The following is a 14,561-nucleotide window of genomic DNA, read 5'->3' on the forward strand; positions in this document are numbered from 1 at the left end:
ATGTCAGCCAGCCAGCATTTTTGCCTCAACGGGCTTATTGACCTGCATGTCGAAGGGCCTGCCCGCTATCGCCGCTTTTTCGTCAACGAATATGCGCGGATGGACCGAGCCCCGATCCGGGATGAGCGTCCGTCAGTCACGCTGAAGGTCTGCGACCGCATCACCAGGCCGAACCGCCGCGAGACGGTGTACAATAATCTGTTCCGCTTCGCCTATGCGGTGGAAGGTCTGGAGACCGGCTCGCCTGTCCTCCACTTCGAACGCCATTGGCTGGAATGGCCCGCGATGACGGCGCTGGGGTCTTTCATCCAGGGACAATTGCTGGAGCCGCTGATTTACATAAAGTTGGCTGAGGCAGGAATCCTGTTCATGCACGCGGCGGGTGTTGCCAAGGAAGGCAAGGCCTATGTGTTCCCCGCGCATGGCGGCACAGGCAAAACCACGCTTGCGTTGTCGCTGACGCGGCAGGGGTTTGAGCTGATGGGCGATGATTTGCTGATGATAGAGGCGGATAGCGGCAGGGTGCACGCCTTCGCCCGCCCGCTGCACCTTTTCACTTACAATCTCAAGAGCCTGAAAGTGCCGCTCCCGCTAGAAATGGTGATCCGGTCAAAAGACGTAGTGCGTTTCGCCTTGAATGTGTTGAGCAGGCGCAAATTCCTGATTGCGACCCGCGCGCATGTCGAAGATCTTATGGATGTTCGCTTCGGCACGAGCGCGCAGTTGGCCAAGCTCGTATTTCTGCGCCGCGAAGGGGAGACAGAAACGCTCGACCTTGCCGATGAAGCTCAACTCGCCCTCGCCCGGGATAGGGTGCTGGAATCGGCTGATCTGAACGGCAGCTTCTACGCGAATATCGTAGACGATCCGAGCTATCGGGCGTGCGAAGCGCAATTGGTCGAAGAGGTGATCGGACGTCTGGACGAGATGACCTTCATTAACGCCCGCGCCATGAACGGTGAAAGCGACCGGGAGGCCTTTGGCTCCTCGTTGATCACCGCCCCTGCATGACTGCCTCAATCGGTCGAAGGTACTCCTCAATCAGCCTGTCCCAGCGATAGCGAGCCACAATTTCTTCTTGCGCTGGGTTGGGGGTTGAAGGTCGTTCCAGCAGGCGCTGCAACGCATCCGCCAGTGCCGCGATATCGTCCGGGTCGGCGATGAATTCCACATGCTCGCGCAGCTCCTCCCATTCGGTCAGCAGGCGGATATTGGTATCGGTCGATGCAAGCACGCGGCGCCCGGTACATAGCGCCTCAAGCAGGGCGACTGGCAACCCCTCGACATCCCCCTGTGACGCCTTGGCCGGGAACGCGAAGCGCTCACAGCTCGCCATGAACTGGTCCTTGGCCGGCCCAGCGACGAAACCCGGAAAGTTGACGTCCGCCTGTTCGGGGCGTCTCTGCAGAGCCGCGCTCTCCTCACCATCTCCGGCGATGCCGATGCGCGGAGTTATTCCCCTATCTGCCAACAGTTCTGCGGCGTCGATTAGGCGATCCAGACCTTTCTTCTTGGAAAGGCGACCGATTGAGCCGACATGGTAAGTCTGCCCTTCTTTTGCCTCCAGCTGAGGTAGCTGAACCCCCATCGGCAGAACGGTGATCTTGCGGGCAATGGCTTCGCGCTCTTCAGGCATCACCATCGCCAAAGCAGCCTCGCGCTGATCGCTGTTTACGCAAAAGAAATGCACCGCTTCGCGGATAATCGCGCGCGCCATCCTGCGCCCCGCTCCGCCCAATTTGTCGAAAACGGCGAGATCGGATGAATGGTTTTGCAGTACATAGGGGATGTCGAATTTCCTGTGCAGCCGGTGGGCGATCAACCCCTGCGGCATTACCCAATGCGCATAGATAAAATCGATATTGCGTTCCCGCACGATCCGCGAGGCCGCCCGATACCCGGCAGCCATGAAAGGCGCGATTTGCGTCAGCAAGAACGGATTGCGACGGATGTTGGGCAGGATGGCTGGATATGCGAGCTTCTGCCAGCTTTCCGGCGCAAAATAGCGAAACCGTTCTATCGCGACCCTCCCGGCGTGCTCCTTGTGTGCAGCGCCTTTATCGTGCGGCGCAAGAATTGTGATCGCATCTTCTGGTCGCGCGTCGCTCCACGCTGCGGCCTGTTCGCCGACGAAGTTTGCCTGGGCATCTCCAAGAAAGCGCGGAAGGGTCGAGGTTAACATCAGCACGTGCATAGCCTGCATCTGTAACGCCAAATCACATATTTGCGCACTAGCTGGACGGCGATTTGCACCGTGCTTTCCGCACAAAGTTTGCGAATTGTTTACCAAACTCCGCGAAAGAGGTTTGCGACGCGGGGGGCCGAGTTCTTCGGGCTCCCCAATGATATGAGAAGAGAGGCATCGCATGAGCGCTTTCGGACGCAAGAACGGAGCTGGTGGCATGGGCAAGGGCGCACGCCCGAGCTTTGGCGTTGCCAAGCCCATGCGTGGTGGCGGAAATGCGCCCTCCTCTGCCGAGAAAGACGCCGAGAAGGACGAGGGCGGCGATCAATTCCCGCCTATTCCAGCTGAGGGCGAGCCCGTAGATCCGGCAACCGGCAAGAATGCCGATGCGATGAACCGCCTGTCCGAACGGGCAAATGCCATTCATGAGCAGCAGGAAATCGGCGGGTTCGAACAGAGCGTCCACAAGATCAAGGAACAGGTGCTGCCGCGCCTGCTCGAACGTGTAGATCCGGAAGCTGCTGCGACGCTCACCAAGGAAGAGCTGAGCGAAGAATTCCGCCCGATCATCATGGAAGTGCTGGCCGAGCTGAAAGTCACGCTGAACCGCCGCGAGCAATTCGCGCTGGAGAAGGTGCTGATTGACGAGCTGCTCGGCTTTGGTCCGCTCGAAGAGCTACTAAACGATCCGGACGTGTCCGATATCATGGTCAACGGGCCGGACCAGACCTACATTGAAAAGAACGGCAAACTGACTGTCGCGCCGATCAAATTCCGCGACGAAGGCCATCTGTTCCAGATCGCCCAGCGCATCGTGAACCAGGTCGGCCGCCGCGTGGACCAGACCACACCGCTGGCTGACGCCCGCCTGAAAGACGGCTCGCGTGTGAACGTGATCGTGCCCCCACTCTCGCTGCGCGGCACCGCGATTTCCATTCGTAAGTTCTCCGAGAAACCGATCACGCTGGATAATTTGCGCGATTGGGGCTCGATGAGCGACAAGATGTGTACCGCGCTAAAAATCGCCGGTGCCTGCCGCATGAACGTGGTCATCTCGGGCGGTACGGGTTCGGGTAAAACCACGATGCTCAACTCGCTGTCGAAGATGATCGACCCGGGTGAGCGTGTGCTGACGATTGAAGACGCAGCAGAACTCCGCCTGCAGCAGCCGCACTGGCTGCCGCTCGAAACCCGTCCGCCTAACCTCGAAGGCCAAGGCGCCATCACCATCGGTGACCTGGTGAAAAACGCCCTGCGTATGCGTCCTGACCGGATTATCCTGGGTGAGATTCGTGGCGCGGAGTGTTTCGACCTTCTCGCCGCAATGAACACCGGCCACGATGGCTCCATGTGTACGCTTCACGCCAACAGTCCGCGCGAATGCCTGGGCCGTATGGAAAACATGATCCTGATGGGCGACATCAAGATCCCGAAAGAAGCCATCTCGCGCCAGATCGCTGAATCGGTCGATTTGATCGTGCAGGTGAAGCGCCTTCGCGACGGTTCGCGCCGCACCACCAACATCACCGAAGTAATCGGGATGGAAGGCGATGTGATCGTGACGCAGGAGCTGTTCAGCTTCGAATATCTCGATGAAAGCGACGACGGCAAGATCATCGGCGAGCACCGCTCTTCGGGCCTGCGCCCCTACACGCTGGAAAAAGCGCGCCAGTTCGGCTTCGATCAAGCCTATCTCGAGGCGTGTTTGTAGTTTTCCCTGCGAAGCGGCATCCGCCGCTTCATCCTCGCTAGACGCGCAGGCAAGCTGCGCCCGCTGCGGGCGGCCGTTCGGCCTTGCGGGCTGGTCGCCCGTGCTCCGTGACGCCAATCAAATGGAGCGCCAGTCTCGCCGGTCGCAGGCTAGCGACAGCAAGCGACCGCGAAGCCCGCAGGTGCCGCGCGGGCGGAACGCAGCCCCGCCGGAGCGAATAGCGCCGAGGACGCGACCACGGAAGTGGTCGCATGAGACAAACTCACCCCCGTATCCAACCCACCACACCAAACGCACACAGCGCCAGCCCTGCGAACAGGCTCAGCGCGCCGATATCGCGCCACGGCATGATGCCCACCGCATCGGGATGCTTGCGGCGTGAACGCCTGCGATCGCCGAGCGCTGAAACTGCCGAAAGCGTCAGCAGCATTGCACCTGCAATCACATATCGCGTCGCATCGCTCGCAAAAATGATTAAGTCGGGCCAGTGCATCGCGCGCCATATGGCGGCGCCCTTGTCTAGCGACAATGCTTGATCGCCGCGCGCGCTGGCCTATGGCGATGGGCGTGAGCGACAATGCGAATGACCGGCCGCTTTTGGCCCTGCTGATCAGGCTGCTGGGCATTGCAGGCTTCGCGCTGATGGCGGCGCTGATTAAGCTCGCTTCGGAAAGCGGTGTCCATATTCTGGAGATCGTGTTCTGGAGGCAATTCGTCTCGCTGCCGCTCCTTGTCGGATTTGCGTTGGTAACCGGCGGGCTCGCGCAATTCGCCACCAAACGCCCAAAGGCCCATGCTGTGCGAGCCATCTATGGAATCGCAGGCATGATCCTGAATTTCGGCGCCGTGATCCTGCTCCCCTTGGCAGAGGCGACGACCATCGGCTTCACCGCGCCCATATTTGCCGTGATACTGTCTGCTCTCCTACTGAAGGAAAGCGTCGGCATCTGGCGATGGTCTGCCGTTCTGGCGGGTTTTGCCGGGATCGTGATTATCGCGCAGCCGGGCGGCGGGGCGATCCCGCTGGAAGGTGCGCTAGTCGCTTTGGGCGCAGCATTCATGATTGCGCTCATTTCGATCCAAATCCGCGATCTGGGGCGGACCGACAAGCCGATCGTTATCGTCTTCTGGTTTAGCCTCGCAACAGTCGTAATGATGCTGCCGGCGCTCCTCTTCGTTCACGAACCGCTTTCCCAGCGGCAATGGCTGTTATTGCTGGGCGTCGGCCTGACGGGAACCTGGGGGCAAGTGCTGATCACGGTCGCACTCCGCTTCGGCAAAGTATCAAGCGTCATCGTGATGGATTATTCCAGCCTCATCTGGGCGACGCTGTACGGATGGCTGATTTTCGCCGTCTTGCCCACCACCAGCCTGTGGTTCGGCGCCCCTCTTGTGGTCGCTGCGGGAGTCACCATTGCGTGGCGAGAGAACGTCCTGCGAAAGCAACGCTTCGTCGAACAGGCCTCCTGACCGGGAACCTGCACCCCCTTATCGGATTATAGGACCTATCAGCATCCCACTTTTGGGAGACGAAAGGACCCGTCATGGCTCGCAAGATTGTAATCGCCATCACCGCCAGCATTTTCATGCTCACTGCAACAGCCTGCAACACTGTGCGCGGCGTTGGGCAGGATCTGGAAGATGTAGCAGATGATGCGGATGAAGCGATCTAAGCCTTCACCCTCTACATACCTCCTACGGGGAGAGAAGAGCGCTCGCGAAGCAATTCGCGGGCGTTTTTATATGCGCCGGTAGACGATCGCCAGATTATTGGCCGGCATTTCATGGCGCGCGGCGCGGCGAAAACCGCTGGCGTCTGCGAGTTCGTCAAGCTCACCAAGATGCCGAATGCCCCAATCCGGGTTACGCATCCTCAGGCTTTGATCGAAAGCGATATTGGATGCGGCGGTCTCGATATTCGCCTCTATGAAAGGGCCATAAAGGATCAGGGGCGCGATTTTGCTGAGCATTGACTGGGCGTGGTGAAACATCGCGGTAGTCGATTTCCATGGGCTGATATGGATCATGTTGGCGCAAAAAATCGCATCGGCGCTTTCAACGGGCCAATCGCTATCAGTCGTGGCGAAATGCAACGGCGCGGCAAGATTGGTCGATTCAGCTTCATCGCGATAGGCTGCGATCGATGTCACTGCCTCAGGATCTGGGTCACTCGGTACCCAGCGCAATTGCGCAAACAAGCCAGCAAAATAAAGCGCGTGCTCTCCGCTTCCGCTGGCGATTTCCAAAACGGTCCCGCTATCGGGCAATTCCAATCGCAAAATCGCAGCAATCGCATCCCGATTTCGCTCGGTCGCTGGCGCGTGGCGTTTCAATTGACTTTGCGCAGGCCAGCCGCCGCGCGGGCTCGCCTTTCGCGAATGATGAACCAGATGAGCAGTCCTGCGGGACCCGCCACGAATGTCAGCGCGAGTATCGGCGCCTGCAGGATGCGCGAAAAACCTTTTGAATCGGCATCCTTAGCGATCCACAATCCGGCGAAGAGATCGAAGGCAAGGTAATGGATCCAGCCGATCACGATCCCGCCGTCACTGGCGAACAGAGCGCGCACCCCTTCAATGCTTGTGAAATTGCCGCCCCCTTCGCTGTCAGCAACAGGGACGGGATCGATAGTGCCGGTCAGCAAGAGCGCCATCAGAGATGCGTAGGCGAGGCAGAGCAGTCCCACACCGGCGTAAAACACCACGGCTAGCGGAAATGGTTTGCGCGGAAGGAAGATCAGCACGATCCACATCAGGAACGCCCAGCCATTCGCCAGTTGAAAGATAGTGTCCCAGCTCATTTTCCGCTCCCTTCGGACTTGTCCAGCTTGGCGATCAGGCGCTTCAATCCCTCATGCTCGTGGATGAATTGACCCGCGGGTTTTTCCCGCACGCATTGCAAGGCAGCCGCCGCAAGATCGCTTGCCCGGATCGAGCGAAATTTGCTGTAGGAGCCCTGCAGGAACAGGTCCGCGACCGGAGCTGCGACTTGCCCGATCCCCTCGAGAAAACGCGCATCCCCTCGCCGCTGTCCGCGCAGAAGGCCCGGCCGCAAGATATCGAGCCGCCGGAACTTTAGCGCCTTAAGGTCGCGCTCGACCTCGCCCTTCGTGCGCAGGTAGAAATTGCGCGAGCCCGTGTCGGCGCCGACCGATGAGACATACACGAAGCCTGTCGTCCCCGCTGCTTTGGCGGCGCGTGCGACATCCATCACCAGATCATGATCCACAGCGCGAAACGCCTCCTCGCTGCCCGCCTTTTTGATCGTCGTACCCAGCGCGCATATGACCGCTTCCGGGGCAATCATTTTGACGACTTCGCCCCAATCCTCGCTGTCGGCGAGCACCAGCTCCATCCGTGCGCCGTCAGGAAACTGCATTTCGCTGCGGGCAAGGCCCTGCAATGCGAACTGGGACATGTCGATGGAGCGGGTGATTACACTCCGCCCGACCAGACCCGTTGCGCCGACAAGCAGCACGCGCTTTTTTTCAGAAGCCGTATCAGACATTGGATAGCCCCTCAGGCACGCTGCCGAAAATCTCCGCATATTGGCGGATGGCAAAATAGTCGGTCATTCCCGCGATGTAGTCGGCGATGTGGCGTCCACGCGCAGGCTCTTCCTCTGGCAGCTTGTCATGCCATTCCGCGTTCATAAGGTCCGGCTGTTGGTCATAGGCGGCATAAAGCCGCGCAATCACATCCTTAGCCCGGTCCGCCGTGCGCATTTGCTCGGGATGGTGGTACAGCCTGTCATACATGAAGCGTTTCAGCTGGCGTTCTTGCTGCGCCATTCCGGGAGAAAAGCGCGCGATGGGCCCGCCTGCGCCGCGAACCTGCTCGATCGTATCGATACCTTTGAGGCCTTTGCGGGTCGTCTCGAGCAAGTCATTCACCATGACGCCGATCTGCGTACGGGTGAATTCGCGTAATAGTTCGCTCTGGCTCGCATGGGGAAAGCGGCCTTTCACCTCGCGCCAAAGATCGGCGAGGAAATCGAGCGTCAGCAGGTCATCGAGATCGAGAAAACCGGCGCGCACGCCGTCGTCGATATCGTGATTATCATAGGCGATATCGTCCGCCAGCGCGGCGACCTGTGCCTCCAGCGAAGGCCAGAGCGACAGGTCCAGCGGCATGGCGGCATTCAACTCGGCGAGCGCCCATTGCGGATCGTCGACCGGTCCGTTGTGCTTTGCAAGGCCTTCCAGGACTTCCCAACTGAGGTTGAGCCCCTCGATCCCGATATAGGGGCTATCGAGCCGCATTACCGTGCGCAGCGTATGACCGTTATGATCGAAACCGCCGCGCGGTTTTAGCGCCGCATCCAGCGCCTCCTCCCCCGAATGGCCGAAAGGGGGATGGCCAAGGTCATGCGCCAGGCACAGAGCCTCCGTAAGATCCTCATCCAGACCCAGATTGCGCGCGACGACGCGGCCGATCTGCGCGACCTCCAGGCTATGCGTCAGTCGGACGCGATAGTGATCGCCATCGGGAGCGATAAAGACCTGCGTTTTCCCCGCCAGGCGGCGGAAAGCAATCGAGTGGATGATCCTGTCGCGATCACGCTGGAAAGCGCTGCGCGGACCGCGCGCGGTATGTCCGGGTTGATCGAATTCGCGCCCGCGACTGGCCGCGGGATCGGCTGCATAGGGCGCGCGTGACATGGCCACGTTCGCTAAGCAAATGGCCGCTATCTGACAACGGGAACAGGGCGGGAACGCCGCAGAATTGGCGCATCACCGGCGCATTTGGCCGCGCTTATCCGCCGATAATCCACTTCGCTGCGGCATCGGCGTGAATGCGCATGCCATCGTAGATCGGTAGGACATTGGCACTGACATCGACGAGCAATTCCATCTCCGTATTCGCCAGCACGATGGCCTTTGCGCCATCATTCGCGAGACGAGAGAACATGGTTTTCAAGGTCCGCTCTGAGTCCTTGCGCACTTTCCCGACCATCAGCTCTTCGTAAATGATGCGATTGAGCTGATCGACATCGCTCATCTCCGGCGGCAACAGGTCCACACCATGCGCCACCAGCCTGCGGCGATAAAAACTTTCGGTCATGACATTGCGCGTGCCGATAAGGGCTGCCTGCTTCACGCCATCCTCCGCCATCCGCTCGCCCACGCATTCGGCGATATGCAGGATAGGCACGTCAACCTCTGCCTGCACCGCACGATAGACCTTGTGCATGGAATTGGCGCAGATGATCAGCTGCTCGGCCCCCGCATCGGCGAGACGCTTTGCGGAATCGGTGAGCACCTGAGCGCCGCGATCCCAATCCTCGGGCGTCTCGAGGCAATAGATCTGCGCGAAATCGAGGTTTTCGATCAATAGCGGCGCAGAGGCTCGCGGATCGACCTCGCGCTGGATTTTCCGATTGATGCGTTCGTAATAGCGGTGTGTGGAGACCCAGCTCATTCCGCCAATCATGCCCAGCTTGCGCAAAATCCGTGCCCCTGTTCTTCAAATTTGCACGCGTGCCTAGCGAGACTTTCGGAGCCAAGCCAGCCGTTTAACGCTAATCGAGAGCTTTGACGATTTCCTCGACCATTTTCTTGGCATCGCTGAGCAGCATCATGGTCTGATCCATATAGAACACGTCATTGTCGACACCGGCATAGCCGACCCCGCCCATGCTGCGCTTGATGAAGAAGACCTGTTTAGCCTTGTCCACATCGAATACCGGCATGCCGTAAATGGGGCTGGACTTGTCAGACTTGGCAGCCGGGTTCACCACATCGTTCGCGCCGATGATGAAAGCGACATCGGCCTGCGCGAATTCGCTATTGATGTCTTCCAGTTCGAACACCTTGTCATAATCGACGGACGCTTCGGCCAGCAGCACGTTCATATGCCCGGGCATCCGACCTGCGACCGGGTGGATGGCGAATTTCACATCGATGCCTTTTTCCTCGAGCAGATCGGTCATTTCCCGAAGCGCGTGCTGTGCCTGCGCCACCGCCATGCCGTATCCCGGGATGATGATGACTTTTTCCGCCTGCTCCAACATGAAAGCTGCATCGGCTGCGCTGCCCTGTTTGTAAGGGCGTTGTTCGCGCGGCTCACCGCCGTCACTGCCGCCGCTTTCGGCGCCAAATCCGCCCGCGATCACGCTGATGAAGCTACGGTTCATCGCCTTGCACATGATGTAGCTGAGGATCGCGCCCGATGCGCCCACCAGCGCGCCGGTGATGATCATCGCGGTATTGCCGAGCGTAAAGCCCATCGCCGCCGCTGCCCATCCAGAATAGCTGTTCAGCATTGACACGACGACCGGCATATCCGCACCGCCGATGGGGATGATCAGCAGGAAGCCGATCGCGAAGGCAAGCACCGTAATCGCCACGATCAGCGGGAATGTCTCCTCCGGGCCGGTAGCCATCGCGAACATCGCGGTCAGCACCACAATTGCTGCCAGCGTGCCCAGATTGATCAGGTGGCGCGCGGGAAGCAGGATCGGCGATCCGCTCATCTTGCCGCTTAGCTTGGCAAAAGCGATGACAGAGCCCGAAAAAGTGATTGCACCGATGGCGATGCCGAGGCCCATTTCGACCTTGCTGACCGCGCCGATACTGTCGCCCACCAGCAATCCGAAGGCATCCGGATTGAGATAGGCCGCCCACCCCACGAGGACGGCGGCAAGGCCGACGAGCGAGTGAAACGCGGCAACCAGTTCGGGCATCGCCGTCATGGCGATCTTGCGAGCGATCGTGAAGCCGATGATACCGCCAATTGCGATCGCTATGCCGATCTCCACGATATTGGCGATATCGTGGGTCACCAGCGTGGTGATGACCGCAATGCCCATGCCGATCATGCCGAAGCGGTTACCCGTTCGGCTTGTCTGCGGACTGGAGAGTCCACGCAAGGCAAGGATGAAGAAAACCCCGGCCACGAGATAGGCGAGCGCGACCCATGGGTTTACCGCACCTTGCGCGGCAGCGCCGTCGGCAATCTGCACGCTGGCATCGCCATACCATGTCAGCATCTCATTGCATTCCGCCGCGCTCATTTCGGGCGTGCAATCGGCGAGCGTCGGAGGTTCGGGCGGGGGAGGAGCGATGACGGCGGCCGTGAGAAATGACGTCACGCTCATTTCTCCTTCTTCCTGTACATGGCGAGCATCCGCTCCGTGACGGCAAAGCCGCCGAAGATATTCACGCTGGCCAAAACGACTGCGGCCAGCCCCAGCCACTTCGCCGAGGCCACTTCAGCCGCCGCTGCCGCAATCAACCCTCCAACGATAATCACCGAGGAGATCGCATTCGTCACCGCCATCAGCGGCGTATGCAGCGCAGGCGTTACCGACCAGACCACATAATAGCCGACGAAACACGCCAGCACGAAAATCGAGAGGATCGCAATGAAGTCCATGTCAGTCCTTTGTTGCGGTCCATGGCAGGACGAAACCCCGCCCTTCCGACCAGCTTTGCCCCACCAGCACCGCTCCAATCAGGCACGCTGAATGCTGATACACTCCGGAATTGTCGCTTGTGCGAAACGCTATGCAGTCACGCCCCTGCCCACTGCCGAGCTGCCCTGCCTCAATTGGCGATCCATAGAACTCGCCGGTCACCTGGTTTGCATGTGAAAAGCGAAGCACCATCGGCTGCGAATAGGGCTCGTCGCCAATGTTCAAACGCAGGTCGACGGTCCATTCGCCTTCCATCGGGTGCGGCGGTTCCGCTTCGCGTTCATCTTGCGCCACGGCAGGTGCGGCAAACAGCGCGAAAGCAAAAGCGAGGAATGCTCCCCTCACTCCTGCAACCTTTCATTCACAATCGCCCCGTGTTTGGTCAGGCGGATAGCGTCGCCAATCTCTTCATCGAGTTCAGGCGCTTTCTTCTCTTCGTTCCAAAAGGCATTGAGAAAATTGAACAAGTTCCGGCTGAACAGCGCACTTGCGTCGGCTGCCAGATGCGCGGGCGTGTTGGAAAAGCCCATGATCTTCACGCCGTGCTGCTCGACCACTTCGTCGGCAACGCTGCCTTCGACATTGCCGCCCTGCGCGACGGCGAGATCGAAAATCACGCTGCCTTGGCGCATGGTCGCGGTCTGCGCATCGCTGATCAGCCGCGGCGCAGCACGGCCCGGGATCAGCGCGGTGGTGATGACGATATCCTGCTTGGCGATGTGACTGCTGACCAGTTCGGCCTGCGCCTTCTGGTATTCCTCGCTCATTTCGGTGGCATAGCCGCCACTACCCTCTCCCTCGATCCCTTCGACATTTTCGACGAAGATCGGCTTGGCGCCCAGCGACTGGATCTGTTCCTTGGTGGCCGAGCGGACATCGGTAGCACTCACTTGCGCGCCTAGGCGCTTGGCAGTGGCGATGGCCTGCAGGCCGGCAACGCCGACACCCATAACGAACACTTTCGCCGCGCTGACAGTGCCAGCGGCAGTCATCATCATCGGGAAGGCGCGCCCGTAAAGATTTCCTGCGGCGATCACTGCTTTGTAACCCGACAGATTGGACTGGCTGGAGAGCACGTCCATGCTTTGCGCACGTGTGATGCGCGGCATAAATTCCATCGCCAGCGCTTCGAGCCCGGCCATGGCATACGCTTCGACGCGGTCTTTCTGACCGAACGGATCGAAAGTGGCCGCGACCCACGCGCCTTTTTTGGCGCCCGAAAGCGCAGCTGCATCAGGCGCCTGCACGCCCATCACGATGTCGGCGTCTTTCACCACGGCAGCAGCGGAGCCAAGCTCCGCCCCCGCCTCGCGGTAAGCTTCGTCCGTAATATTGGCGCGGATCCCGGCGCCTTCCTCAACAGCAACTATCGCGCCCAGCGCGCTCAGTTTCTTGACCGTTTCCGGTGTGGCAGCGACGCGGGTTTCGCCCGCTGCCTGCTCTTTAAGAACCGCTATCCGCATCCGCGCTCTTCAGTCCGGCTCAGGAAATCAGCAGGACGACGATGAACACGATGATCGCGATCACCGGGATTGCCCATTTCGTCATGCTGATGAAGCTCGAATACGTGCCTTTCGCAGCTTTCATATCGTGCGGATTGCTCATTGTATTTTCTGCAGCCTTTCTGGGAGCCAAAATCGATTGGCCAATTCTTTAGATGGCGAAGTCCCTAAAGGGCAAGTCCGCTCCGCTCAAGTCCGGCCGTTTCTTGTCGAACGCGCTTAATGGCCTTTTTACCCCTCACTGGTAGCGCGGCTGTTCAACGCCCGTTTCGGGCCCCTGAGTGGTGGAATTGAATGGCCGAGGCTGAACAGCGCCTGCTGATGCTGATTGACGATGAACCGGCGCAAAGCCGGCTCATTTCCGCGCTTGCCGGGCGCGAAGGCTGGCGCACGCTGGTGGTAGGGGACAGCGAAACAGCTATCGCCACGCTCGGCACGCGGCAAGGGATGCAGCTTTCCGCCATTATCCTCGACCAATGGGTTCCGGGTGAGCGTGCCTGCGAGTTGATTGCCGAACTCAAGGAGCGCCGCCCCGCGCTACCGATCCTCATGCTCACCACAAGCACCAGTCCGCAGCTTGCCGTCGAGGCGATGCGCGCCGGGGCCACCGACTACCTCGTCAAACCCGTTGCGCCGGATCGCCTGATGCAGGCGCTGCGCAATGCGACGACGCGGGAAACGCCGCGCGATGAGCTGACACCGCTCGCCGAGAAGTTTGAAGGCGACCTTGATTTCGACGCGATGGTCGGCACCGCAACCCCGTTCCGCGATGCTTTGGCAAAGGCGGCCAAGGCGGCGCGCGGTCACGGCCATGTGCTGATCGAAGGCGAAAGCGGCACCGGCAAGGAAATGCTGGTGCGCGCCATGCATGCCGCCTCCCCGCGCGCCAAGACCGAGTTTCGCATGCTGAACATTGCGGGCATCCCGGCGAGCAGTCTCGAATCTGTCCTGTTCGGCCATGAGAAGGGTGCATTCCCCGGCGCTTTCGACCAGCAGACCGGCGCGATCCAGAACTGCGATGGCGGCACGCTGGTGCTCGACGAGATCGATCGCCTGTCGATGGATCTGCAGGATCGACTCGCTGAAGTGATAGAGACCGGACAGATCAAGCCGCTCGGCGCGCAATATGCTTTCAAGGTCGATATCCGCATCATCGCTGCCTCCAATTTGCCGCTCGCAGACCTTGTTGCGACCGGGCATTTCCGCGAGCAGTTGCTGGCCGCGCTTTCCCGCACCTCCATCGAACTGCCACCGCTTCGTAAGCGGAGCGAGGACGTTCCTGCCCTCACCCGGCACTTCCTTGGCCGCATTGGCGAGCAGCCGGGTCTTCGCCCGCTCGGCATTACCGACGATGCGCTGCGCCTCCTTTCCGCTTTCGACTGGCCGGGCAATGTCCGCCAGCTACAAGCCGTCCTCTTCCGCGCCGCCGTGTTCTGCGATGGCGATGCGCTGACCACTGAAGACTTCCCGCAACTGCGCGAGATCGTCGGCGAGACCGAAGCTCCAACCACGCCGATGCGTGAGAGCGCCGGGGTGCAGCTCTATTGCGAGGACGGTAACCTGCGCCCGCTCGAGGACATCGAAGCCGACGTCATCCGCCTCGCCATCGGCCACTACCGCGGCCGCATGACCGAAGTCGCGCGGCGGCTCGGTATCGGGCGCTCAACGCTCTACCGCAAGCTTAGCGACCTCGGCATCGACAACGCCGCCTGACTCTGGCCCTCAAACGCCGGGCGCGCACATCCGT

Annotated in this window: 17 protein-coding genes; 5 read left to right on the plus strand and 12 right to left on the minus strand. The window is 60.1% G+C overall.

What is annotated here, in order from left to right; all coding sequences use genetic code 11:
* A complete protein-coding gene (locus I5L03_RS10580; protein ID WP_197921741.1) occupies positions 1 to 1,011 on the plus strand; it encodes a hypothetical protein in 1,011 nt (336 codons plus the stop codon).
* On the opposite strand, the gene I5L03_RS10585 is transcribed toward I5L03_RS10580, so the two are convergent.
* Positions 995 to 2,182 carry a glycosyltransferase gene (locus tag I5L03_RS10585; RefSeq protein ID WP_197921742.1) on the minus strand — a complete coding sequence of 396 codons (1,188 nt, stop codon included), beginning with the start codon at positions 2,180 to 2,182 and terminating at the stop codon, positions 995 to 997. The genes I5L03_RS10580 and I5L03_RS10585 overlap by 17 nt on opposite strands.
* A 184-nt stretch (positions 2,183 to 2,366) precedes the next feature.
* On the opposite strand from I5L03_RS10585, the gene I5L03_RS10590 reads away from it, so the two are divergent.
* Positions 2,367 to 3,896: a CpaF family protein gene (locus I5L03_RS10590; RefSeq protein WP_197921743.1), complete on the plus strand. Its 1,530-nt coding sequence runs from the start codon at positions 2,367 to 2,369 to the stop codon at positions 3,894 to 3,896.
* 262 nt (positions 3,897 to 4,158) lie between these two features.
* On the opposite strand, the gene I5L03_RS10595 is transcribed toward I5L03_RS10590, so the two are convergent.
* Positions 4,159 to 4,389, minus strand: coding sequence for a hypothetical protein (locus I5L03_RS10595; protein WP_197921744.1), 231 nt, complete (start codon positions 4,387 to 4,389; stop codon positions 4,159 to 4,161).
* 35 nt (positions 4,390 to 4,424) lie between these two features.
* Here I5L03_RS10595 and I5L03_RS10600 point away from each other — a divergent pair, with 35 nt between their 5' ends.
* Positions 4,425 to 5,366: a DMT family transporter gene (locus I5L03_RS10600; protein WP_234035203.1), complete on the plus strand. Its 942-nt coding sequence runs from the start codon at positions 4,425 to 4,427 to the stop codon at positions 5,364 to 5,366.
* A 74-nt stretch (positions 5,367 to 5,440) separates the two neighbouring features.
* A complete protein-coding gene (locus I5L03_RS10605) occupies positions 5,441 to 5,569 on the plus strand; it encodes an Entericidin EcnA/B family protein (RefSeq protein WP_197921745.1) in 129 nt (42 codons plus the stop codon).
* A gap of 66 nt (positions 5,570 to 5,635) precedes the next feature.
* On the opposite strand, the gene I5L03_RS10610 is transcribed toward I5L03_RS10605, so the two are convergent.
* The 10 genes from I5L03_RS10610 to I5L03_RS10655 form a co-directional block, all read right to left on the minus strand.
* Positions 5,636 to 6,229 (minus strand): DUF938 domain-containing protein, encoded by a 594-nt coding sequence (locus I5L03_RS10610; protein WP_197921746.1) that lies wholly within the window; start codon positions 6,227 to 6,229, stop codon positions 5,636 to 5,638.
* Positions 6,226 to 6,696, minus strand: coding sequence for an ABA4-like family protein (locus I5L03_RS10615; protein ID WP_197921747.1), 471 nt, complete (start codon positions 6,694 to 6,696; stop codon positions 6,226 to 6,228). Before I5L03_RS10615 ends, I5L03_RS10610 begins: the two co-directional genes overlap by 4 nt.
* Positions 6,693 to 7,403, minus strand: a complete 711-nt coding sequence (locus I5L03_RS10620) for an NAD(P)H-binding protein (protein ID WP_197921748.1) — start codon at positions 7,401 to 7,403, stop codon at positions 6,693 to 6,695. Before I5L03_RS10620 ends, I5L03_RS10615 begins: the two co-directional genes overlap by 4 nt.
* Complete coding sequence (locus I5L03_RS10625) at positions 7,396 to 8,556, minus strand: deoxyguanosinetriphosphate triphosphohydrolase (protein ID WP_197921749.1); 1,161 nt, start codon at positions 8,554 to 8,556, stop codon at positions 7,396 to 7,398. The genes I5L03_RS10620 and I5L03_RS10625 overlap by 8 nt, the downstream gene beginning before the upstream one ends.
* A 94-nt stretch (positions 8,557 to 8,650) precedes the next feature.
* On the minus strand, positions 8,651 to 9,343 hold the full coding sequence (locus I5L03_RS10630; protein WP_197921750.1) for an aspartate/glutamate racemase family protein: 693 nt from the start codon (positions 9,341 to 9,343) through the stop codon (positions 8,651 to 8,653).
* A 73-nt stretch (positions 9,344 to 9,416) separates the two neighbouring features.
* On the minus strand, positions 9,417 to 10,886 hold the full coding sequence (locus I5L03_RS10635; RefSeq protein ID WP_197921910.1) for an NAD(P)(+) transhydrogenase (Re/Si-specific) subunit beta: 1,470 nt from the start codon (positions 10,884 to 10,886) through the stop codon (positions 9,417 to 9,419).
* 104 nt (positions 10,887 to 10,990) lie between these two features.
* Positions 10,991 to 11,272 (minus strand): NAD(P) transhydrogenase subunit alpha, encoded by a 282-nt coding sequence (locus I5L03_RS10640; protein WP_197921751.1) that lies wholly within the window; start codon positions 11,270 to 11,272, stop codon positions 10,991 to 10,993.
* Position 11,273: 1 nt separating this feature from the next.
* Positions 11,274 to 11,657, minus strand: coding sequence for a hypothetical protein (locus tag I5L03_RS10645; RefSeq protein WP_197921752.1), 384 nt, complete (start codon positions 11,655 to 11,657; stop codon positions 11,274 to 11,276).
* On the minus strand, positions 11,654 to 12,775 hold the full coding sequence (locus I5L03_RS10650; protein ID WP_197921753.1) for an NAD(P) transhydrogenase subunit alpha: 1,122 nt from the start codon (positions 12,773 to 12,775) through the stop codon (positions 11,654 to 11,656). The genes I5L03_RS10645 and I5L03_RS10650 overlap by 4 nt, the downstream gene beginning before the upstream one ends.
* 19 nt (positions 12,776 to 12,794) lie before the next feature.
* Positions 12,795 to 12,917, minus strand: coding sequence for an aa3-type cytochrome c oxidase subunit IV (locus I5L03_RS10655; RefSeq protein ID WP_197921754.1), 123 nt, complete (start codon positions 12,915 to 12,917; stop codon positions 12,795 to 12,797).
* Positions 12,918 to 13,108: 191 nt separating this feature from the next.
* Here I5L03_RS10655 and I5L03_RS10660 point away from each other — a divergent pair, with 191 nt between their 5' ends.
* Positions 13,109 to 14,527 (plus strand): sigma-54-dependent transcriptional regulator, encoded by a 1,419-nt coding sequence (locus I5L03_RS10660; RefSeq protein ID WP_197921755.1) that lies wholly within the window; start codon positions 13,109 to 13,111, stop codon positions 14,525 to 14,527.
* The last annotated feature ends 34 nt before the right edge of the window (positions 14,528 to 14,561 follow it).

Source organism: Aurantiacibacter sediminis, from assembly GCF_016019885.1.
Taxonomy (GTDB): domain Bacteria; phylum Pseudomonadota; class Alphaproteobacteria; order Sphingomonadales; family Sphingomonadaceae; genus Alteraurantiacibacter; species Alteraurantiacibacter sediminis.

Excerpts from the sequence above, each read along its gene's own strand:
- I5L03_RS10615 (WP_197921747.1), bottom strand. The coding sequence starts at position 6,696 with ATGAGCTGGGACACTATCTTTCAACTGGCGAATGGCTGGGCGTTCCTG.
- I5L03_RS10590 (WP_197921743.1), top strand. The coding sequence starts at position 2,367 with ATGAGCGCTTTCGGACGCAAGAACGGAGCTGGTGGCATGGGCAAGGGC.
- I5L03_RS10625 (WP_197921749.1), bottom strand. The coding sequence starts at position 8,556 with ATGTCACGCGCGCCCTATGCAGCCGATCCCGCGGCCAGTCGCGGGCGC.
- I5L03_RS10660 (WP_197921755.1), top strand. The coding sequence starts at position 13,109 with ATGGCCGAGGCTGAACAGCGCCTGCTGATGCTGATTGACGATGAACCG.
- I5L03_RS10635 (WP_197921910.1), bottom strand. The coding sequence starts at position 10,886 with ATGCTGACATGGTATGGCGATGCCAGCGTGCAGATTGCCGACGGCGCT.
- I5L03_RS10580 (WP_197921741.1), top strand. The coding sequence starts at position 1 with ATGTCAGCCAGCCAGCATTTTTGCCTCAACGGGCTTATTGACCTGCAT.
- I5L03_RS10655 (WP_197921754.1), bottom strand. The coding sequence starts at position 12,917 with ATGAGCAATCCGCACGATATGAAAGCTGCGAAAGGCACGTATTCGAGC.
- I5L03_RS10585 (WP_197921742.1), bottom strand. The coding sequence starts at position 2,182 with ATGTTAACCTCGACCCTTCCGCGCTTTCTTGGAGATGCCCAGGCAAAC.
- I5L03_RS10640 (WP_197921751.1), bottom strand. The coding sequence starts at position 11,272 with ATGGACTTCATTGCGATCCTCTCGATTTTCGTGCTGGCGTGTTTCGTC.
- I5L03_RS10605 (WP_197921745.1), top strand. The coding sequence starts at position 5,441 with ATGGCTCGCAAGATTGTAATCGCCATCACCGCCAGCATTTTCATGCTC.
- I5L03_RS10650 (WP_197921753.1), bottom strand. The coding sequence starts at position 12,775 with ATGCGGATAGCGGTTCTTAAAGAGCAGGCAGCGGGCGAAACCCGCGTC.
- I5L03_RS10600 (WP_234035203.1), top strand. The coding sequence starts at position 4,425 with ATGCTTGATCGCCGCGCGCGCTGGCCTATGGCGATGGGCGTGAGCGAC.
- I5L03_RS10595 (WP_197921744.1), bottom strand. The coding sequence starts at position 4,389 with ATGCACTGGCCCGACTTAATCATTTTTGCGAGCGATGCGACGCGATAT.
- I5L03_RS10620 (WP_197921748.1), bottom strand. The coding sequence starts at position 7,403 with ATGTCTGATACGGCTTCTGAAAAAAAGCGCGTGCTGCTTGTCGGCGCA.